Origin of the sequence: Pseudomonas marvdashtae (assembly GCF_014268655.2) — a bacterium.
GTDB lineage: Bacteria > Pseudomonadota > Gammaproteobacteria > Pseudomonadales > Pseudomonadaceae > Aquipseudomonas > Aquipseudomonas marvdashtae.
Genome location: NZ_JABWQX020000001.1, coordinates 1,205,094 through 1,225,193, shown reverse-complemented (window position 1 = coordinate 1,225,193; position 20,100 = coordinate 1,205,094). Strand labels below are relative to the sequence as shown.

The window sequence follows — 20,100 nt, the reverse complement described above, 5'->3', positions numbered from 1 at the left end:
GGGACAGGGACGGTACGTACGGATGGCGCCGAGAACAACCGATGCTCATTAGCAACCAGCTCAGAAAGCTGGACATGCAAGACTTGATGGTGTTTGTCGCGGTGTACGAACAGGGCAACGTCACCAAGGTCTCCGAAGCACTGTGTGTCAGCCAGTCGACCGTGAGCTACTGCCTGAAGAAACTGCGCATCAGCTTCGAAGACGAGCTGTTCATCAACACTCGCAGTGGCATGTGCCCCACCCACAAAGCCGCCGCCATGTACGGCCAGATACTTGAGATCCTCAAGACGATCAACCAATGCCACGCGGGCAAGCAGGCGTTCGATCCGAGTCAGGCAGCAGTAACCTTCACCGTTTGCGCGCCGGAGTATTTCGAACTGCTGATCCTGCCGAAACTCGTTAAACGCTTCATCGGCGGCAGTTTTCCGGTGGTCATCAACATCACCAAATTCCAGCGGGATATCCCGGTGGGCGCATTGGAGGAAGATCGCTTCGATCTTGTCGTGTGTTTCGGCCCGAATTTCCATGGCGACAGCCAAGGCTTGCACTCACAGACCCTGCTCGAAGATGAGCTGATGTGCGTGGTCGATAAACATTTCTCGGGACCCAACGAAGCGTTAAGCCTGGAGGACTTCGTCGCATGCAAGCATATCTTTCCGACACCTTGGACGTCTGACACCAACATGATCGATGGCTGGCTCGATCGACAGGGTCATAGGCGGCAGATCGTTGCCCGAGCCAACAGCTACGTGGCAGCGTTGAACCTGGTCGCCGGAACCGACTTTATCCTGACGCTGCCCAAGCGCATCCAGGCATTGCTTTGCGACAAAGAGAAATTCGCCGAGCGCCAGCCACCGGCGGGCCTGCCGAACTTTACGCTGGACATGGTGTGGAACGAGAAAGCCAGCCAGGACAGCGCCAATATCTGGTTGCGCCAGCAGATCATGCAAGTGTGTTCGGAGGAAGGATTGCGCTGACTCCGATCAGGCCAGCGAACTTTTCTGCAGGCAAAAAAAAATCCGGAAATCCTCACTTGCGTGGGCCTTCCAGACTTTTAAAACTACAGAAAATGGTGGGTCGTGTGGGATTCGAACCTACGACCAATTGGTTAAAAGCCAACTGCTCTACCAACTGAGCTAACGACCCTCTGTGTGGTGGCGCGTATAATACTGATTTCTAAGGACTATTCAACACTTAATTTGAAATAAATCAAAAATAAGGGGTTGGATCGCTTACGCCCGCCGCTGCGAAGCCTTCGGCACGCAGTCGGCAGCTGTCGCACTTGCCACAAGCGCGGCCCTGATCATCGGCTTGGTAGCACGAAACGGTCAGGCCATAGTCCACGCCCAGCTTCACTCCCGCCTTGATGATGTCGGCCTTGCTGAGGTTTTGCAGCGGCGCCTGGATGCGAAAGCCCTGTCCTTCTACGCCGGCCTTGGTCGCCAGGTTGGCCATGCGCTCGAACGACTCGACGAATTCCGGGCGGCAGTCCGGGTAACCGGAATAATCCACGGCGTTGACGCCAATAAAGATGTCGCGGGCCTGCAGCACTTCGGCCCAGCCCAGCGCCAGCGATAGGAACACGGTGTTGCGCGCCGGCACATAGGTCACCGGAATGCCTTCGCTCGGCGCCTCGGGCACGTCAATGGAGCTGTCGGTCAGGGCCGAACCACCGATGCCGTTGAGGTTCAGGCCGATCACCTTGTGCTCGACTACGCCGAGGTCACGGGCTACCCGCTCGGCGGCATGAAGCTCGGCGCGGTGACGCTGGCCGTAATCGAAACTCATGGTGTAGCAGCTATAGCCGTCTGCTCGGGCCATGGCCACGACGGTTGCCGAGTCCAGGCCACCGGACAGCAGGATGACCGCGCGCTTTTCAGAAATCGTGTCTTGCTCAATCATGTCAGCGCCCCGGCTCGTCGTTCCAAAGATATTTATGCAGCTGCAATTGCAGGCGCACCGGCAAATTGTCCGCCACGACCCAATCGGCCAGTTCCCGGGCATTGAGGTCGTGATGACTCGGTGAAAACAACACCTCGCCGGCCCGCCGGTCGAGACCATACTGGATCAGTTTGGACACGGCCCAGTCGTAGTCTTCCCTTGAGCAGATGACAAACTTGACCTGATCGTTGGGGGTCAACAGCTCGACGTTCTCGTAACGGTTGCGATGCGCTTCCTTGGAACCTGGGGTTTTCAGGTCCAGGACGCGACTGACCCGTGGGTCGACCGGCGAAATGTCCAGGGCGCCGCTGGTTTCCAGCGAGACCTCATAGCCGGCATCGCACAACTGCTTGAGCAAGGGGATGACGTTGGGTTGCGCCAAGGGCTCACCGCCGGTGACGCAAACATAGCGGGGGCGAAAGCCGGCCACTTGTTCGAGGAGATCGTCGAGGGTTCGCAAGGTGCCGCCGCTGAAGGCATAGGCACTGTCGCAGTATTGGCAACGCAACGGGCAACCGGTGAGGCGCACAAATACAGTAGGCAGCCCGGCCGTCCGCGTTTCACCCTGCAACGAGTAAAAAACTTCGGTAATTCTCAATGTGTCTTGCATAGTCGCCACGGGCGTAACAGCTAAACAGGCTGTCCGCCTCCGTCAGGCACTTCAAGCAACCCCGCCAACGCGTAGATCCCAAGAAGCGTGTTTCAGAAAAAGGGCGTGAATTCTAACGAAAAAACCCGCGACAAGCGCGGGTTTCTTCCAAGCGGGTCAAACAGCCTTACATGCGCTGCAGATCGCGCTGGGCCAGCTGGGCGGCGGAGGTACCCGGGTATTGGGCCACCACCTGCTGCAAAATGCCCTTGACCTTGTCGGTATGACCAAGGCGGCGTTCCACGTCAGCCAGCTTGTACAGCGAATCCGGCACCTTGGCGTGCTTGGGATACAGCTGCGAGACCTTGGCGAACGCCTGGCCGGCACCTTGCAGGTCACCTTTGGCCAGGTTCACTTCACCCAACCAGTATTGGGCATTACCCGAGTACTGGCTGTTGGGGTATTTGCGCAGGAAAGCGGAGAAGGCCTGGCTGGCCTTATCGAAATCCTTGGCCTTGATCAGGTCGAAGGCGGCATCGTAATAGAGCTTTTCCTTCGCCGGATCAGCCGGCTCACCACCGGCTGCAGGTGCTGCTGCCCCGGCGCCTGCGGCTGCACCGGGAGCGTTCAAGTCGCCACCGGCTGGAGAATTCTCAGGAGTCGCGGCAGGTGCAACGCCGGTTCCTATGCGCCGATCAAGATCCTGGTATCGCTCCAGGCTTTCTTGCTTCATGCGCGAAATATCATTTTGCAGTTCTTCGATCACACCCTGTTGGCGCGAGATCTGATCCTGCATTTGCTGCAGTTGGTTGAACAGCTGGCCCTGTGCCGAGACAGGGGCCGAAACCCCTCCCCCGGCATAGGCGCCGTTCGTACCGTAACCTGCAGGCGGATAACTGCTCCCGCTATTATCATAGCCGGTCTGGTTATCGACCACAGGAACCGCAGCCCACGCCGCAAGCGGCGCGAGGCTGAGAGCCAGAACAGTTACAGCACGACGGCACGTTCGCATGACGAATTACTTACGCAGTTCGACGCGACGGTTTTGAGCCCAGGACTGCTCGTCGTTGCCGGTAGCAACTGGACGCTCTTCGCCGTAGGAAACCAGTTCCAGCTGAGCTGGGGAAACACCTTGCAGTACCAGGTAGCGTTGAACGGCTTTCGCACGACGCTCGCCCAGTGCCATGTTGTACTCACGAGTACCACGTTCGTCGGTGTTGCCTTCCAGAACAACGCGAGCGCCGTTTGCTTTCAGGTCTTTGGCGTGAACGTCCAGAGCGCGCATGGCTTCTGGCTTCAGGTCCGAGCTGTCGTATTCGAAGTAGAAGGTGGTGATTGCGCGCAGAGCAGCTTCTTCGCTCAGGGAGCCGTCAACTGCACCAGTGTTAGCGCCGTAACCAGCGTTTGGATCAACAGCGCCTTCACCGGCGTTGTCGCCGCCTTTGGACGAGCAACCTACAGCTACAGCCATGGCCAGAGCCAGCGCAGCAAATTTACCAAACTTCAGCATTTCCATCGTGAAACTCCTAATGAACCCCAGTGTGTTAAGTAAAACGTATTGCGCCGCGTCAGTTCAGGTAAGGGGACCAGGACGGTTCTCTGACTTCGCCTTGAGCGGTAGGAAGCGGGAGCCTCACGCGTCCATTAATGGACACGAGCATCAAGACTCCCCGGCCCTGCTGGCGGGTGGCGTAGATTACCATGGTGCCGTTGGGCGCAACAGTAGGTGACTCGTCCAGAGTGCTATCAGTGAGGATTTTTACGCTACCGCGCTGCAAATCCTGGGCCGCCACCTTGAAATTGGTGAATCCATCCTGGCGATGGATCATCACCAGGGTCTTTTCGTCCGCCGACAGTTTAGGGTTGGCGTTGTAGTTACCCACGAACGTCACGCGCTCGGCACCGCCGCCACCGGCGCTGGTCTTGTAGATCTGCGGTTTGCCGCCACGGTCGGAGGTGAAGTAGATGGTCGAGCCATCCTTGCCCCAGAACGGTTCGGTGTTGATGCCCGGGCCATTGGTGACGCGGGAAATCGAACGCGACGCCAGGTTCATCACATAGATGTCCGGGTTACCGTCCTTGGACAGCACGAACGCCAGGCGGGTACCGTCCGGCGACCAGGCTGGCGCGCCGTTCAGGCCTTCGAAGTTGGTAATCTGCTCGCGACGACCGGTGTCGATGTGCTGCATGAAGATGCGTGGACGCTTCTGTTCGAACGATACATAGGCGATACGCTTGCCATCGGGGGCGAAACGCGGCGACAGGATCGGCTCGCGCGACTGCAGCAGGGTCACTGCGCGGGCACCGTCATAGTCGGAACGCTGCAGGGTGTAGCGGGTATTTTTCTCGGAGAAGCGTTCGGCTGTCACGTAGAGCATGCGAGTAGAGAACGCGCCCTTGATGCCGGTGAGTTTCTCGAACGACTGGTCGGAGATGTAGTGCGCCATGTCGCGCAGCTGGTCGACGCTGCCCGACACGCTGCCGGTCAGCACTTGCTGCTCGGTGGCGACGTTGAACAGGGCGTATTGCACCTGCAGGCGACCGCCGGCCGGAACGATGCTGCCGACCATGATGTACTGGGCGCCCAGGGCCTTCCAGTCACGGTAGATGACTTCGCTGGCCTGGGTCGGCAAGCCGATCATGTTCTGCTTCGGAATCGGCGCGTAGTAACCCGAGTTGCGCAGGTCGTTGCCGATGATTTCAGCCATGTCGTCCGGCAGGACGCTGCCGCCCTGCCAACCGAACGGAACGACGGCGATAGGGGTCGCCCGGTCGCTGCCGCTGGTGACCAGGATGTTCTTTTCCTCTGCTACCGCTATCCCTGCCAGGCAGCAGATAACGACAAGCATTGATCGAAGAAGGTTTCTCACAAGGCTAGATCCTCAGGTGTGAATGTCATCTTGAACGAACGATAGGGAGCAAAATCGCTCGGCTTCATTCCTTGCATTTCCGTCAATCGCCCAATGTTCTTGACCGCCGCGACCGCCGAAGCGTCGAACGGACCATCGCCACTGGACTTGGCCACGCTGACCGAGGTAACCGTACCGTCGGGCAACATGCCGATTTGCAATACTACCGTCATGCCTTTGCGCGCCGAAGGTGGACGAGCCCAGCCTTCCGCCGCTCGTGCGCGAATCAGATCGTCGAAGCTGCCGGCGACTTCATCGCCCTGCTCATCGGCCAATGCCTGCTGGCGCTCCGGCGTGTCGGAAAGCAAATCTGCCAAGGCCTGGGCCTTTTTCTCTTCGGCGGATTTACGCGCTGCGTCCTGGGCCTTTTTCTTGGCGGCGTCGGCGGCGGCTTTCTTCTTCGCGTCTTCGGCGACTTTCTTTTTCGCCTCGTCAGCTTCAGCTTTCTTCTTGGCGTCTTCGGCCGCTTTTTTCTTCGCGTCCTCGACAATCTTTTTCTTCGCTTCTTCAGCGGCCGCTTTCTTGGCCTCTTCTTCAGCGGCTTTCTTGGCTTCTTCTTCGGATTTCTTCTTGGCTATATCAGCCAATTGTTTCTCTTCTGCCTTCTTGGCCTCGGCGGTTTTCTTCGCTTCGTCGGCTTTCTTGGCTTCGTCTGCCTTCTTCGCCTCATCGGCCTTCTTGGCTTCTTCGGCCTTTTGAGCAGCTTCCTCTTTCTTTTGTTCCGCTGCTCTCACCGCTTCCTGCTCGACCTTTTTCTGCTCCATCTGCTCGACTTCAGTCTGGCGCGCGGCGGATTTCTTCGCCTCGCCAGCCAGCTTCTGGTTGGTCTGCGTAGTCGCCTGGCTTTTCGACTTGAGCTGGTACAGGGTCGCCTGCACGATCGGCTTGGCCGGCGGCAGCTCCGGGGTCATGGCAAAACTGACGAACAGCATACCGAACACCAGCACGTGCAGGCCGATGGCCAGGACACTGGGCCAGAAGTAGCTTTCCGAGGCGGACGGCTCTCGCTGTTGTTGCATCAGGGGGCCTCGGTGATCAAGCCAACATTACCGACCCCGGCTTTCTGCAAACCGCCCATGGCACCCATGACGGCACCGTAGTCGACGGTCTTGTCGCCGCGAATGAAGACCTGGGTGCGTTTGCCGTTACTGTTACCGGCGTTGATGATCTTTGTCACCGCATCGGTCATCTGCGGCAAGGTCATGGCGCGGTCCTGCTGCTTCTCGGTATCGACTTCGCTGCCAAGGTTCCAGTAATAGGTCTTGTCAGCCTTGATCGAAATGGTCAGTACCTGGGTGTTGTTGTCCTGCGGCAAGGCTTCGCTGGAAACCTTGGGCAGATCAACCTTCACGCCCTGATTGAGCATCGGCGCGGTCACCATGAAGATGACCAGCAGCACCAACATCACGTCGATGTAGGGCACTACGTTCATCTCGGCGACCGGCTTGCGCTTTTTTCGGGCTCGAGCGATTAAAGCCATTGGGAAATACCTGCTTATTCTTCGCTGGTGTGCACTTTGCGGTGCAGGATCGCCTGGAATTCATCGGCGAAGGTGTAGTAGCGGCTGGTCAGCGTTTCGCTGCGGGCAGCGAAGCGGTTGTAGGCAATAACGGCCGGGATCGCCGCGAACAGGCCGATGGCCGTGGCGATCAGCGCCTCGGCGATGCCTGGGGCCACGGTGGCCAGGGTTGCCTGCTGGGCGGATGCCAGGCCACGGAAGGAGTTCATGATCCCCCACACGGTACCGAACAGGCCGATGTACGGGCTGACCGAACCGACGGTCGCCAGGAACGGCAGGCCCTGTTCGAGTTTTTCTTCTTCGCGGGAGATGGCGACGCGCATGGCACGGGCCACACCTTCCATCACCGCTTCAGGATCGACGCCCGGTTGCTGGCGCAGACGGGAAAACTCCTTGAAGCCGGCACGGAAGATCTGCTCGACACCCGAATCCGGGTCCGGGTTGCTGCCCGCCTGGCGATACAGCTTGGACAGGTCGATGCCGGACCAGAAGCGCTCCTCGAAGCTCTCCAGGGCACGGCGACCGGCGCGCAGCATGTTGCTGCGCTGAAAGATCATGATCCATGAGGTCACCGATGCGGCTACCAGGATCAGCATTACCAGTTGCACCACGACACTGGCATTGCTGACCAGGCTCCACATGGAGGAATGGTCGACGACGTTAGCTTCCACGCTTTATCTCCTGCTCTGAGTGTGTACCCGCGCCGCTCACGCCGGCAAAGGCCGCGCGTAGAGCTTCGGGAATGGCCCGGGGTTTCAAACTATGGGTGCGCACACAGGCCACCAAAAACTGCCCTTCGCAGAGCAGCACATTATCCGCAGCCCGCCTGACCTGCTGCTTGAAGCGCAGGCTGACGCGGTTCAATTCGATGACATCGGCACTTACCAGCAGCTCGTCGTCCAGTCGCGCCGGCGCGTGGTAGCGCGCTTCGCTGGAATGCACGACGAATAACAGGTCCTCCCCTGCCAGCGCGGATTGGGCGAAACCCAGTTCCCGCAGCCGTTCGGTTCGAGCCCGTTCCATAAACTTGAGGTAATTGACGTAGTAAACGATGCCGCCGGCATCGGTGTCCTCGTAATAAACGCGACAGCGATGTGCGAACGACTCCAGCCCGTTTTGCGCGCGCATACTCTAGTGCTTACTCCTCGGGTTGCCAATCCGGCCAGGCAACTGTTTTTTCATTCTCGAATGCATTGACGCTCCAGGCGTGGTCTGGGACAGCACGAACCGGAAAAAAGTCGGGATAAAGAGCGCGTTCAATCGTCCACCGCATCGAGGAATTCGTCTACCACCGGCATCTCACCCATTCGTGTCGGGATGTTTAAGCCAAAGTGCAGATAGGCGTGACGCGTCACCACGCGCCCGCGCGGGGTGCGCATGATATAGCCCTGTTGGATCAGGTACGGCTCCAGCACATCTTCGATGGTATGGCGCTCTTCGCTGATGGCCGCGGCCAGGCTGTCGACGCCCACCGGGCCACCGTCGAACTTCTCGATCATGGTCAGCAGCAGACGCCGGTCCTGGTGATCGAAGCCGCGCTCGTCGATGTCCAGCAGGTTCAAGGCCAGGTCGGCAATCGGCTTGGTGATGTGGCCCTTGGCGCGGACTTCGGCAAAGTCGCGGACGCGGCGCAACAGTCGGTTGGCGATCCGCGGCGTGCCCCGGGCCCGACGGGCGATCTCGTAGGCACCGTCCGGGTCCAGCGGCAAACCGAGGATGCTGGCCGAGCGGCTGACAATGGTCGCCAGGTCGGCGTTGTTATAGAACTCCAGGCGCTGGACGATACCGAAGCGGTCTCGCAGCGGGTTGGTCAGCATGCCGGCGCGGGTGGTGGCACCCACCAGGGTGAAGGGCGGCAGGTCGAGCTTGATGGAACGCGCCGCCGGCCCCTCGCCGATCATGATGTCGAGCTGGAAATCTTCCATGGCCGGATACAGCACTTCCTCGACGATCGGCGACAGCCTGTGTATTTCGTCGATGAACAGCACGTCGTGGGGTTCTAGATTGGTCAGCAGCGCCGCCAAGTCACCCGGGCGCTCGAGGACTGGTCCGGAGGTGCTTTTGATCGACACGCCCATTTCCTGGGCGATGATATTGGCCAGGGTGGTCTTGCCCAGGCCCGGCGGACCGAAGATCAACGTGTGATCCAGGGACTCGCTGCGCCCACGGGCGGCCTGGATGAACAGCTCCATCTGCTCGCGCACGGTCGGCTGGCCGATGTAGTCGGCCAGGCTGACGGGGCGGATCGCGCGGTCCTGGATTTCCTCGCGGTCACGGGGCGCGCCCGTGGCGGCGATGAGACGGTCAGCTTCAATCACTTAAATCATTCCCTTCAGGGCACGGCGAATCATATCTTCAGTGCTCAGGCCTTTTTCCTTGATGGCGGAAATCGCCTTGCTGGCTTCCTGCGGCTTGTAGCCCAGGGAGATCAGGGCAGTGACCGCATCGCTCTCGGCGCTGACCGCTGGCGTAAGCGCGTCCGGCTCGTTCGGCTGATTCGGCACCAGGGCGAACATCGCCGGTACCGCCTCCCAGGCCTTGAAGCGGTCCTTGAGCTCGACCAACAAGCGCTCGGCGGTTTTCTTGCCCACTCCCGGCACCTTGGTCAGCGCCGAGGTGTCCTGGGATTGCACGCAACGGATCAGCTCATCGACTTCCAGGCTCGACATCAAGGCCAGGGCCAGCTTCGGGCCGACGCCATTGAGGCGGATCAGCTCGCGAAAGAAATCCCGCTCGCGCTTGCCGAAGAAGCCATAGAGTAACTGGGCATCTTCGCGCACGACCAAATGGGTGTGCAGGGTCAGCGGCTCGCCGACCGACGGCAAGCGATACAGCGTGGTCATGGGCACTTCCAGCTCATAGCCCAGGCCGTTTACATCCAGAATCAGGTGCGGCGGCTGTTTTTCAGCCAGGGTGCCGCGCAAGCGTCCAATCACGTTTCAGATCCTTGGGCGTTGGCCAGCCGCTGGCTGGCGAGTAACAACACGAGCATCAAGGCCGACGATACAGGCGCAATTTGCTCGGGCTCATGAATGAATGCGCTGATGCTATCAGAGACGCAGGCGCCCGCCACGACTGCGTGCGGTTCCCAGGCCATGGGGCAGCAGGCTGGAACGGGTGTGGGCATGGCAAATGGCGATGGCCAGGGCGTCGGAGGCGTCGATCTGCGGCTTGCTGACCAGTTTCAGCAAATGCATGACCATCATCTGCACCTGTTCCTTGTTCGCCGCCCCGGTACCGACGACCGCCTGCTTGACCTGGGTCGCGGTGTATTCGGCGATCTCCAGGTTTTCCTCGGCACCCGCCACAATGGCCGCACCCCGGGCCTGCCCCAGCTTCAGGGCCGAATCGGCGTTGCGCGCCATGAAGACCCGTTCGATACCCATGGTCACCGGGCCGTAGGTCTGGATGACTTCGCGCACGCCGCGATAAACAATCTGCAAGCGCTCGTGCAGTTCGCCCGCCCCGGTGCGGATGCAGCCAGACGCAACGTACACGCAGCCGCGCCCGGTATCGCGAACCACACCGTAGCCGGTGATGCGCGAACCGGGGTCGATACCAAGGATTAAAGTCATAACGCCTGCGAAAGGTAGTGCGGTTGCAAAAGGATACAGCCGTGCAGGGTGTCAGCCCAGCTGTTCAGCCACCGACTCCGGGATGTCAGCGTTGGAGTAGACGTTCTGCACATCGTCCAGGTCTTCCAGCATGTCGATCAACTTGATCACTTTCTCGGCGCCTTCCAGATCCAATTCGGCACTGGTGGTTGGCTGCATGACGATTTCCGCGTCGGCCGGCGCAAAACCCGCAGCTTCCAAGGCGTTGCGCACGGCATAGAAACTGGCGAACGAGGTGAACACGTCGAACGAACCGTCTTCATGACTGACCACGTCATCGGCGTCGGCTTCCAAGGCCGCTTCTGTCAACGCATCCTCATCGATACCCGGCGCGAAGCTGATCTGCCCCTTGCGCTCGAACAGGTAAGCCACCGAGCCATCGGTGCCCAGGTTGCCACCGCATTTGCTGAACGCATGACGCACGGCGGCAGCGGTACGGTTGCGGTTGTCGGTCATGCATTCGACCATCACCGCCACGCCGCCCGGGCCATACCCTTCGTAGGTCAGCTCTTCAACGTTGTCGGCCTCGGTCGCACCGGCGCCACGGGCGATGGCCCGGTCGATGATGTCGCGGCTCATGTTGGCACCCAAGGCCTTGTCCAGGGCCAGGCGCAGGCGCGGGTTGGAACCCGGATCGCCGCCACCCTGGCGGGCCGCGACCGTCAGCTCACGGATCCACTTGGTGAAGATCTTGCCTCTCTTGGCATCCTGACGTTCTTTGCGGTGCTTGATGTTCGCCCACTTGGAATGACCTGCCATAACTCGCTCCGTTTCTCTTTGGAACATTGCCCGCCCTGCGCTCGCGCAGTCGCCGGCAATCAGAAATATCGACCCCAATGAAAAGGCGCATCCGAAGATGCGCCCTCTCAGGTGTCAGCCTTACTCAGCCTTTGGCTGTTCACGCAGACGAATGTGCAACTCGCGCAGTGCCTTGGCATCCACGACACCCGGCGCCTGGGTCATGACATCGGCCGCGCTCTGGGTTTTCGGGAACGCGATCACTTCACGGATCGACTGGGCGCCGGTCATCAGCATCACCAGGCGGTCCAGGCCGAAGGCCAGGCCACCGTGGGGTGGCGCGCCGTACTTCAGCGCATCCAGCAGGAAGCCGAATTTCTCTTCCTGCTCGGCTTCATTGATGCCCAGCAGGCGGAACACCGCCTGTTGCATTTCCTTGCGATGGATACGGATCGAACCGCCACCCAGCTCGGTGCCGTTCAGGACCATGTCGTAGGCGCGCGACAGAGCGGTGGCCGGGTTGGCCTCCAATTCTTCAGGCGAGCACTTCGGCGCGGTGAACGGGTGGTGCAACGCGGAGAAGCTGCCGTCGTCGTTTTCTTCGAACATCGGGAAGTCGACGACCCACATCGGTGCCCATTCGCAGGTCAGCAGCTTCAGGTCGTGGCCCAGCTTGATGCGCAACGCGCCCAGGGCTTCGCTGACGATCTTGGCCTTGTCGGCGCCGAAGAACACGATGTCGCCATCAACCGCGCCCACGCGATCGAGGATCACATTGAGGTTGGCTTCAGGAATGTTCTTCACGATCGGCGATTGCAGGCCTTCAACACCCGCGGCGCGCTCGTTGACCTTGATGTACGCCAGGCCCTTGGCACCGTAGATGCCGACGAACTTGGTGTAATCGTCGATCTGCTTGCGCGGCATGCTCGCCCCGCCTGAAACACGCAGGGCCGCGATACGGCATTTAGGGTCGTTGGCCGGGCCGCTGAACACCTTGAAATCGACGTCCTTGAGCTGGTCGGCCACGTCCACCAGTTCCAGCGGGTTACGCAGGTCTGGCTTGTCGGAACCGTAGCGGCGCATGGCCTCTTCGAAGGTCATGTGCGGGAACTCGCCGAATTCCAGGCCCAGCACTTCCTTGAACAGGTTGCGGATCATGCCTTCGGTCAGGCCCATGATGTCTTTTTCGTCGAGGAAGCTGGTCTCGATGTCGATCTGAGTGAACTCAGGCTGACGGTCGGCACGCAGGTCTTCGTCGCGGAAGCACTTGGCGATCTGGTAGTAGCGATCGAACCCGGCCACCATCAGCAGTTGCTTGAACAGCTGTGGCGATTGCGGCAAGGCGAAGAAGCTGCCGGGGTGGGTACGGCTCGGGACCAGGTAGTCGCGGGCGCCTTCCGGCGTGGCGCGGGTCAGGATCGGCGTCTCGACGTCGAGGAAGCCGTTCTCGTCCAGGTAGCGACGGATGCTGGTGGTCATGCGCGAACGCAGGCGCAGCTTCTCGGCCATTTCCGGACGACGCAGGTCGATGAAGCGGTAGCGCAGACGGGTTTCCTCGCCCACGTCGGAGTATTCGTTGAGCGGGAACGGCGGGGTTTCCGACTCGTTGAGCACTTCCAACTCATAGCCCAGCACTTCGATCATACCCGACGCCATGTTGGCGTTACCGGCGCCGGCCGGACGCAGGCGCACCTTGCCGGTGATCTTGACGACGTATTCGCTGCGCACGCGGTCGGCGGTGGCGAAGGTTTCAGCGCGGTCCGGATCGAACACCACCTGGGCCAGGCCTTCACGATCACGGATATCGAGGAAAATCACCCCGCCATGGTCACGACGACGATGGACCCATCCGCAAAGAGTAACTTCCTGACCTTCCAGGCTTTCGTTCAGTTGGCCGCAATAATGGCTGCGCATCATGGTAGTGGTTTCACTTCTCGTAATTCGACATTCGGTTGGAGGCCCTGCCTGTGCAAGAACTCGCGCGTATTCAGTTCAATCGGCTTTGTCGCCACCGGCCAGGTTTTTCTTGGCGCCGGTCTTGAAGTCGGTTTCATACCAGCCGGTACCACCGAGGCGGAAACCTGGCATGGACAGCATCTTCTTCAGCTCCGGCGCCTGGCAGGCAGGGCAGTCGACCAGCGGTGCCGCGCTGATCTTTTGAATGGCTTCCATCTGATGACCACAGGAAGCACATTGATAGTCGTACATCGGCATGGGGTTGTCTCGGCGATCAGGTTATTACGCAAAGCGCGGCTTTGCGGCAAAGAGCGGGATTATATCCATTAAATGCAGCCTGTGCAGCCGTAAGACCGCACAGTCATTGCCGGCAATGTCGTTCATTCGAGGCAGGCGTACCCCACCTTGGCGAGGGGACCAGACATACACTGATCAATTTCAGCTTCCTTCAAGCTGTGCACAACGCAGACAACACGCACCAAGCCGCTGAAATTGCGCACGCCGCCGTGACGCAGATGCACTTCCCGGTCCACATGGGACAGCAAGGTGCTGACGGAGCAGCTGTTGAGCTGAGCCATGTCGCCGAGGATGTCCCAATAGATTTGTTCCAGCCGCAGACAGGTGGCGAACCCGTTGAGCCGGATAGAGCGGGCCAAGGGCCGGGCCAGTTGCATGTCAAACCCACTGACGAACGGGTCGGTGCTTACGGACAGCAAACGTCCGCGCGCACTTCCCCTGGGTTCTTTTCCTTGAATCATACCGTTGACACTCCTTTGCCATACGAGCCTCAGTCGGAACAACCGATCTGTGGCCCTATGGAAGCTCAACTGGATCGCCAGTTCCAGATGACTTTTTGACCATCGACGTAGGACAAGCCAACGGGGAGTTGGCGACAAATCATGTCTTCCTACACGCGACGGCAAGCGATGGCGCCAACGGCAGCGCCATCACCTGTACAGACTTATTGATCTTCCAGCAGCGAACGCAGCATCCAGGCGGTTTTTTCGTGGACCTGCATACGCTGGGTCAAAAGGTCGGCGGTGGGCTCGTCGCTGACCTTGTCCAGCAAAGGAAAGATGCCACGGGCGGTACGCGTCACCGCCTCCTGGCCCTCGACCAATTGTCGAATCATGTCCTCGGCACCAGGCACGCCCTCTTCTTCCTTAATAGAAGACAAGCGTGCGTACACCGAATAAGCACCGGGTGCCGGAAAGCCGAGCGCACGGATTCTTTCGGCGATCAGGTCCACCGCCAACGCCAGTTCGTTGTATTGCTCCTCGAACATCAGGTGCAGGGTTCGAAACATCGGCCCGGTGACGTTCCAGTGGAAGTTGTGGGTCTTGAGGTACAGCACGTAGGTGTCCGACAACAGGCGCGAAAGCCCGTCGACGATGGATTTGCGATCTTCTTCGCTGATACCGATATCAATTGCCATGTGGGTTGATCTCCTGACGGTGATGAATTCGACAGCGGCCATTGCACTCTAGCGGGTCTCTCTCCCTGTAGCCTGCGACAAATCGCCAGCCGTCCTGAACCGACAAGCCGGGACGCCGAGGGGTTCCGACAAACCTGGAAAATTCAACACGCATCGCCTGGCACGCTCAAGAGCCCCGCCACCCCTCCGACCGACGAACAGCGTCCCGCGCGCCCGTAACGAGTTTGAGAAGGCCCGGGCTTTGCTGTTAAATAGGCAGTGTGTCGCTACGCCTCTTTTCCCGGGCACGGCGCATAGGCTGATTCGGGTACGTGTTCCTACGCCTCTCATTGTTCTGGAGCGAACCGCCCCCGACCAGCTCTTCCTTGTGATCTGTCTTAACCGTGAGCCAATTAAAATGTTGAAAATCGTCCACTTGCTAATGGGCGCAGCTGCCCTGCTGCTGTCCTTCATCCCTAGCCTGGGTTCCGAAGCCACACCTTACCTGCAACATCCCGACGCGCTGTACCTGGCCTTTTTCGGCTTGCTCAACCTGACCCTGGCACCCGTAATTCCTTACTGGAACAAAGGTCCACGTCATCAACTGCAAAACCTCGTCAGTGCGCTGCTGGTGCTGGCTGTTGCGTTGCAAACCCTGACCCTGCTGGCGCCCATGCCGGAAATAGGCGGCCAACCCGCCATCCTGTCCAGCCTGGCCGCGGCATTGCTCGCTGTGTTGCTGCACCTGGCCGTCAGCTTCTACAAGAAGTCGTCGCCGGCCGCCGCACCGCAGAACTACGACATGTCCAACCGTGATACCGGCACCGTGAAGTGGTTCAACACCTCCAAGGGGTTCGGTTTCATTTCCCGCGATTCCGGTGATGATATTTTCGTGCATTTCCGGGCGATCCGTGGCGAAGGCCACCGCGTCCTGGTCGAAGGCCAGCGTGTCGAGTTCTCGGTCATGCACCGCGACAAGGGCCTGCAGGCCGAAGACGTGATCGCCGCGCTCCCGCGCCGCTGATCCAGGCGTAAAAAAACCGCGATGCAGCCTGGCTGCTCGCGGTTTTTTATTGCCCGTCGTTCGGGCCCAGGTCAGTAGTGCGGTGGTGGCGCGTCTTCTTCGAAGGATTCGAACTGCCCGGCCATTTCCTCTTGGCGCTTGAGAAGTGCAGCCATCTGCAGCTGCAGACGCTCGACAATTCGTTGCTGCGCCACCAGCACGTCATTCAACGCCTGGATAGTGTCATCCTGAAACGCCAGGCGGCTTTCAAGGTCGGTTACACGGTCTTCAAGGTTCATGGCTTCAGCCCTCCAGGAACTTGAAATCATCGGTCAGGACCGCTCGCAAGCGCTCACGAATGGCGCTCACCTGCTCGGCATTATAAGGCTGCGCCGGATGTTTGCCCCACACCGGCGCAGGCCACGCAGCGTCCTCTCGCTTGCGCACGATCACATGCATGTGCAATTGACTGACAACGTTACCCAAGGTTGCAACGTTCAGTTTGTCGGCATCGAACGAGTCCTTGAGCGTTTCGGCCAGTGCCGTGGTTTCCTTCCACAGCTGCAATTGATCAGCGTCATCTAATTGAAACAATTCGCTGATATTTTCCCGTCGCGGCACGAGGATGAACCACGGGTAGTTCGAGTCGTTGGACAAGAGCAAGCGGCACAGCGGGAAATCGCCGATGGGCAATGTGTCTTGTTGCAATCGTGGATCTAAGGCAAACACCGGCGTACTCCTCGCTCGTTAATCGACGACGTCCGATTTGACGGCCCAGGGGCTGCATACGGACGCTGGCCGCCAGCATACCTGTGAACGGCGCAACGTTCACTGCGCACCAGTACCGGGCACCATGAACCGTAAAAGCGCATGACGCGCAGAGCTGCTACAAGGACTGTCCGCTTTTCGTACAGCGTGAAGATTTTTTGCACCAAAACAGCACAACGGGTCTACGCTCTGTGCTCGTAGCATCCGTGTTTTACCCACCGAAGGGGTGAACCGGTAACGTTTTTAGTTGTCGTGGGCCGTTTAGTGGTTTCAAACATGGCAGCTGCCTGGCAGTCAACCCCATTTAAAACAAGGCCTTTGGAGCCCGGTTTCATGAGGTTTCACCGCATCCGCAGCTAAAATGTGAAAAAAATGTCAACGAAATCCGGGTTTGTGCATGCTTGTTGCATTCATGCCCGTATCGCCTACAGGGTATCGCCGGAAGCGAAACCTGCAGGCCTGAGAATTAAAGTGGCAAGGCTGCCCTCAGGAGCTTCAAGGTTGTACTTACGGACTCTTTACACCGACGGTAGGAAAAAAGAACAACTTCAAGTTGTCATTCCGTGTGGGTCGGATCAGCTGAAATACGACATGGATCGAGCCATTGGCGACATGGTCGTAAAGAAGCTGAAAGGTTGAATGGGCAAGTATCGCCAAAGAATGTTGGCGTGATATAAGTTTGCGCCGACACAAAAAGAAAGAGCCGCCCAGATAAAAAAACAGGTGGGACGGCAGTACTCTTCTAAAAACCAAAGGAGCAAATCACGATGCGCGTGATGAAGTGGAGCATGATCGCACTGGCTGTATCGGCCAGTACCTCGCAGTTCGCAGTGGCGTCCTCTCAGGAGGAATCCAAGGGTTTTATTGAAGATCAGAGCTTGACTGTTCTGACCCGTGCGCTGTACATGAACCGTGATTTCAAGAACAACCCAAGCACCGCACAAAGTTATCGTGAAGAGTCTGGTGTTGCCGCTCGTGCCATTTATGAGTCGGGCTTCACTCAAGGTACTGTTGGTGTAGGTGTTGACGGCTTCGCATTTGGCACCGTTCGCATCGATGGCGGTACCGGTCGTGCCGGTAACGGTCTGTTCGCTCGTGACAGCGATAACAACCTGGAAGACACCCAATCGAAGGTTGGTGGCGCGGTTAAATTCCGTCTGTCCGACACCGTGCTGAAACACGGTAACCAGTTCGTTGCCAGCCCGGTTTTCTCCACTGACGACAGCCGTCTACTGCCAGAAGTTGCCACGGGTACGCTGATCACCAGTAAAGAAATCAAAGGCTTGGAGCTGACCGCAGGTCATTTCAACGCCATCAGCTCGCAAACTGGCATGGGCGATGACGGCCTCGGCCTGACGTCTGCCGACATTGCCGGCGCAACCTACCAGTTCACCGACAATTTCGTTGCTGGCGTAGCGGCTTCCGATATTGAAGACCACTATAAAAAGAAATACATCAACCTGAACTACACCTTGCCGATCAACGAAGATCAGTCCCTGAACTTCGACTTCAACGGTTATGACAGCCAGGACCAAGGCCAGAAGCTCAGCGGCGACGTTGACAACCGCATCTGGTCCCTCGCAGCAGCCTATGCCATCGGTGCCCACAAATTCACCCTGGCTCACCAGCGCTCCACCGGTGATACCGGCTACGTCTACGGCACTGACGGTAACGGCACTATCTTCCTCGCCAACTCCATCCAGTACTCCGACTTCAACGGTCAGGACGAGCGCTCGTGGCAGGCTCGCTACGACCTGAACATGAAGACTTATGGCGTTCCTGGCCTGAGCTTCATGACTCGCTACGTTACCGGTGACAACATCGAGACTGGCGGCGCAGAAGGTAAAGAGCACGAATGGGACGTCGAAACCAAGTACGTTGTGCAAAACGGTCCAGCCAAGGACCTGTCGATGCGCGTACGTGCTGCGTTCTACCGTGCCAACAGTGACTATAACGCCATCAACGGCAACGACAACAACGACCTGCGCTTCATCTTTGAATACCCACTGAGCATCTTGTAATTCAGTGCTAATTCGATAGCTGCACTCGCGACAAACAAAAACCGCTCACCTGATCCAGGTGAGCGGTTTTTTTATGCCTAGTGCAATGTCAGCGTTAACACAACTTGTTAAATAGCAAGCTAGCTAAACATAACCCGACCCCAGCGCCGAGTTACATTCAAATCGTTATTGCGCTGGCCCTTCCTGAACAACCCGAATAACCCGTTGCGGAAACGGAATATCAATGCCCGCATCCTTCAAGCGGTCCCGCGCCTGTTCGTTAAGCATGAACATCACGTTCCAGTAGTCCGCCGTTTTCACCCAGATACGCAGCGACACCGTGATCGAGCTATCGCCCAGGGTGGAAATCACCGCTTCTGGTGCAGGATCGGCCAATACGCGCTCGTCCTTGGCCAGCTCCAGTAACACTTCCCGCGCTTTTTGCAGGTCGGCCTGGTAATCCACGCCCACGTCGAATACTACTTTGCGGGTTGGCTGGCGGTTGGTGTTGGTGATGATGCCGTTGGACAGGTTGCCGTTCGGCACGATGACGGTCTTGTTGTCACCGGTACGAATGATCGTGTGGAAGATCTGGATGCTGTCGACCGTACCGGCCACGCCTTGGGCCTCGATCCAGTCACCGATGCGAAATGGACGGAACAGCAGGATCAGCACGCCACCGGCGAAATTCGCCAGGCTGCCCTGCAAGGCCAGGCCAATCGCCAAGCCTGCCGCACCGATGGCCGCGACGAACGAGGTGGTTTCCACGCCGATCATCGACGCGACGCTGACGATCAGTAGAATCTTGAGGATGACGTTCGCCAGCGTGCTGATAAACCCTTGCAATGCCAAGTCGGCATTACGCAAGGCCAGCAGTGCGCCCAGTTTGCGGGTCAACTTGTTGATTAGCCACCAGCCGATAGCCAGGGTGACGACCGCCAGCAGCACGCGGCTGCCGTACTCCATGATCATCGGTATCCAGGCCTGGGAAGCCTTGACCAGGTGGTCCACTTCAGCGTTCAAGTCCATCGTGTTCTCCTTGTTCCCGTTGCACGCAACACCCGTGCAACACTGTGTAGCCGACGATGCCCCGCACCGGGAGCACATCGGCCACGGTAATTGCGAACAGCCTGGTGTCAGTCGCGGAAGTTATTGAACTGTAGCGGCATGCCGAATTCTTTGCCGCGCAGCGCGGCGATGGCTTCCTGCAAGTCGTCACGCTTCTTGCCGGTCACGCGCACCTGCTCACCCTGGATGGCGGCCTGGACCTTGAGCTTGGCGTCCTTGATGTGGGCAACGATCTTCTTCGCCAATTCCTTGTCGATGCCTTCCTTGAGCACGGCTTCCTGCTTCATCAGCTTGCCCGAGGCGTAGGCGTCCTTGACCTCGAGGCATTGCACATCGATCTTGCGCTTGACCAGCGCCAGCTTGAGGATCTCGATCATCGCCTCGAGCTGGAACTCGGCCTCGGCGGTCAGGTTGACGGTCAAGTCCTTTTCCTTGAACTCGAAACTGCCCTTGCCCTTAAGGTCATACCGACGGTCGAGTTCCTTGACGGCGTTTTCAACGGCGTTGGTGACTTCGTGTTTGTCCAGTTCGGATACCACGTCGAATGACGGCATGTAGTGTTCTCCAAATAAAAAGGCGCG

Annotated in this window: 24 protein-coding genes and 1 tRNA gene; 3 read left to right on the top strand and 22 right to left on the bottom strand. The window is 58.8% G+C overall.

Annotated features, from left to right (window positions below; genetic code table 11):
* Positions 1–41 precede the first annotated feature (41 nt).
* Positions 42–977, top strand: a complete 936-nt coding sequence (locus HU742_RS05590; protein WP_186643626.1) for a LysR family transcriptional regulator — start codon at positions 42–44, stop codon at positions 975–977.
* Between the two features lie 93 nt (positions 978–1,070).
* Here the strand turns inward: HU742_RS05590 and HU742_RS05585 are convergent.
* The 18 genes from HU742_RS05585 to HU742_RS05500 all read right to left on the bottom strand — a co-directional run bounded on the left by HU742_RS05585 (position 1,071) and on the right by HU742_RS05500 (position 14,701).
* A tRNA-Lys gene (locus HU742_RS05585) sits at positions 1,071–1,146 on the bottom strand.
* A gap of 63 nt (positions 1,147–1,209) precedes the next feature.
* The gene (queC, locus tag HU742_RS05580; protein ID WP_186636264.1) at positions 1,210–1,884 is read right to left on the bottom strand and encodes a 7-cyano-7-deazaguanine synthase QueC; all 675 of its coding nucleotides are present in this window, start codon (positions 1,882–1,884) and stop codon (positions 1,210–1,212) included.
* A gap of 19 nt (positions 1,885–1,903) precedes the next feature.
* On the bottom strand, positions 1,904–2,551 hold the full coding sequence (gene queE, locus HU742_RS05575; RefSeq protein WP_186635618.1) for a 7-carboxy-7-deazaguanine synthase QueE: 648 nt from the start codon (positions 2,549–2,551) through the stop codon (positions 1,904–1,906).
* A gap of 166 nt (positions 2,552–2,717) precedes the next feature.
* Complete coding sequence (ybgF, locus tag HU742_RS05570) at positions 2,718–3,542, bottom strand: tol-pal system protein YbgF (RefSeq protein ID WP_186643624.1); 825 nt, start codon at positions 3,540–3,542, stop codon at positions 2,718–2,720.
* Between the two features lie 6 nt (positions 3,543–3,548).
* Positions 3,549–4,046: a peptidoglycan-associated lipoprotein Pal gene (gene pal / locus HU742_RS05565; RefSeq protein ID WP_003178634.1), complete on the bottom strand. Its 498-nt coding sequence runs from the start codon at positions 4,044–4,046 to the stop codon at positions 3,549–3,551.
* A 52-nt stretch (positions 4,047–4,098) separates the two neighbouring features.
* Positions 4,099–5,400: a Tol-Pal system beta propeller repeat protein TolB gene (gene tolB, locus HU742_RS05560; RefSeq protein ID WP_437179876.1), complete on the bottom strand. Its 1,302-nt coding sequence runs from the start codon at positions 5,398–5,400 to the stop codon at positions 4,099–4,101.
* Positions 5,397–6,458 carry a cell envelope integrity protein TolA gene (tolA, locus tag HU742_RS05555; RefSeq protein WP_186635610.1) on the bottom strand — a complete coding sequence of 354 codons (1,062 nt, stop codon included), beginning with the start codon at positions 6,456–6,458 and terminating at the stop codon, positions 5,397–5,399. Before tolA ends, tolB begins: the two co-directional genes overlap by 4 nt.
* Positions 6,458–6,910, bottom strand: coding sequence for a protein TolR (gene tolR / locus HU742_RS05550; protein ID WP_162277330.1), 453 nt, complete (start codon positions 6,908–6,910; stop codon positions 6,458–6,460). Before tolR ends, tolA begins: the two co-directional genes overlap by 1 nt.
* Positions 6,911–6,933: 23 nt before the next feature.
* Positions 6,934–7,629, bottom strand: coding sequence for a protein TolQ (gene tolQ / locus HU742_RS05545; protein WP_039591698.1), 696 nt, complete (start codon positions 7,627–7,629; stop codon positions 6,934–6,936).
* Entirely contained in the window at positions 7,619–8,086 is a 468-nt protein-coding gene (ybgC, locus tag HU742_RS05540; protein WP_186611665.1) for a tol-pal system-associated acyl-CoA thioesterase, read from the bottom strand. The genes tolQ and ybgC overlap by 11 nt, the downstream gene beginning before the upstream one ends.
* A gap of 128 nt (positions 8,087–8,214) precedes the next feature.
* On the bottom strand, positions 8,215–9,276 hold the full coding sequence (gene ruvB, locus HU742_RS05535) for a Holliday junction branch migration DNA helicase RuvB (protein ID WP_025215228.1): 1,062 nt from the start codon (positions 9,274–9,276) through the stop codon (positions 8,215–8,217).
* Complete coding sequence (gene ruvA / locus HU742_RS05530; RefSeq protein ID WP_186635605.1) at positions 9,277–9,894, bottom strand: Holliday junction branch migration protein RuvA; 618 nt, start codon at positions 9,892–9,894, stop codon at positions 9,277–9,279.
* 114 nt (positions 9,895–10,008) lie between these two features.
* Complete coding sequence (ruvC, locus tag HU742_RS05525) at positions 10,009–10,533, bottom strand: crossover junction endodeoxyribonuclease RuvC (protein WP_014339919.1); 525 nt, start codon at positions 10,531–10,533, stop codon at positions 10,009–10,011.
* 51 nt (positions 10,534–10,584) lie between these two features.
* Positions 10,585–11,331: a YebC/PmpR family DNA-binding transcriptional regulator gene (locus HU742_RS05520; protein ID WP_186635602.1), complete on the bottom strand. Its 747-nt coding sequence runs from the start codon at positions 11,329–11,331 to the stop codon at positions 10,585–10,587.
* Between the two features lie 120 nt (positions 11,332–11,451).
* Positions 11,452–13,227 (bottom strand): aspartate--tRNA ligase, encoded by a 1,776-nt coding sequence (gene aspS / locus HU742_RS05515; protein ID WP_186643622.1) that lies wholly within the window; start codon positions 13,225–13,227, stop codon positions 11,452–11,454.
* A gap of 75 nt (positions 13,228–13,302) precedes the next feature.
* The gene (locus tag HU742_RS05510) at positions 13,303–13,524 is read right to left on the bottom strand and encodes an FmdB family zinc ribbon protein (RefSeq protein WP_003178589.1); all 222 of its coding nucleotides are present in this window, start codon (positions 13,522–13,524) and stop codon (positions 13,303–13,305) included.
* Positions 13,525–13,646: 122 nt separating this feature from the next.
* Complete coding sequence (locus tag HU742_RS05505; RefSeq protein WP_186635596.1) at positions 13,647–14,024, bottom strand: ribbon-helix-helix domain-containing protein; 378 nt, start codon at positions 14,022–14,024, stop codon at positions 13,647–13,649.
* A 203-nt stretch (positions 14,025–14,227) separates the two neighbouring features.
* Positions 14,228–14,701 carry a Dps family protein gene (locus HU742_RS05500; protein WP_186611669.1) on the bottom strand — a complete coding sequence of 158 codons (474 nt, stop codon included), beginning with the start codon at positions 14,699–14,701 and terminating at the stop codon, positions 14,228–14,230.
* Positions 14,702–15,098: 397 nt separating this feature from the next.
* Here HU742_RS05500 and HU742_RS26925 point away from each other — a divergent pair, with 397 nt between their 5' ends.
* Positions 15,099–15,704, top strand: coding sequence for a cold-shock protein (locus HU742_RS26925; RefSeq protein WP_186611670.1), 606 nt, complete (start codon positions 15,099–15,101; stop codon positions 15,702–15,704).
* A 71-nt stretch (positions 15,705–15,775) separates the two neighbouring features.
* Here the strand turns inward: HU742_RS26925 and HU742_RS05490 are convergent, their stop codons facing one another.
* Together HU742_RS05490 and HU742_RS05485 are read right to left on the bottom strand one after the other, a co-directional pair.
* A complete protein-coding gene (locus HU742_RS05490) occupies positions 15,776–15,982 on the bottom strand; it encodes a SlyX family protein (RefSeq protein ID WP_186635593.1) in 207 nt (68 codons plus the stop codon).
* Between the two features lie 4 nt (positions 15,983–15,986).
* Complete coding sequence (locus tag HU742_RS05485; protein WP_186635590.1) at positions 15,987–16,412, bottom strand: HIT domain-containing protein; 426 nt, start codon at positions 16,410–16,412, stop codon at positions 15,987–15,989.
* 806 nt (positions 16,413–17,218) lie between these two features.
* Between HU742_RS05485 and HU742_RS05480 the strand changes: the two genes are divergently transcribed.
* Positions 17,219–18,472: an OprD family porin gene (locus HU742_RS05480; protein ID WP_186643620.1), complete on the top strand. Its 1,254-nt coding sequence runs from the start codon at positions 17,219–17,221 to the stop codon at positions 18,470–18,472.
* A gap of 165 nt (positions 18,473–18,637) precedes the next feature.
* Here HU742_RS05480 and HU742_RS05475 read toward each other — a convergent pair whose 3' ends face one another.
* The gene (locus HU742_RS05475) at positions 18,638–19,480 is read right to left on the bottom strand and encodes a mechanosensitive ion channel family protein (RefSeq protein ID WP_186635585.1); all 843 of its coding nucleotides are present in this window, start codon (positions 19,478–19,480) and stop codon (positions 18,638–18,640) included.
* A gap of 107 nt (positions 19,481–19,587) precedes the next feature.
* Positions 19,588–20,073, bottom strand: coding sequence for a YajQ family cyclic di-GMP-binding protein (locus tag HU742_RS05470; protein WP_060740892.1), 486 nt, complete (start codon positions 20,071–20,073; stop codon positions 19,588–19,590).
* Positions 20,074–20,100: the final 27 nt, after the last annotated feature.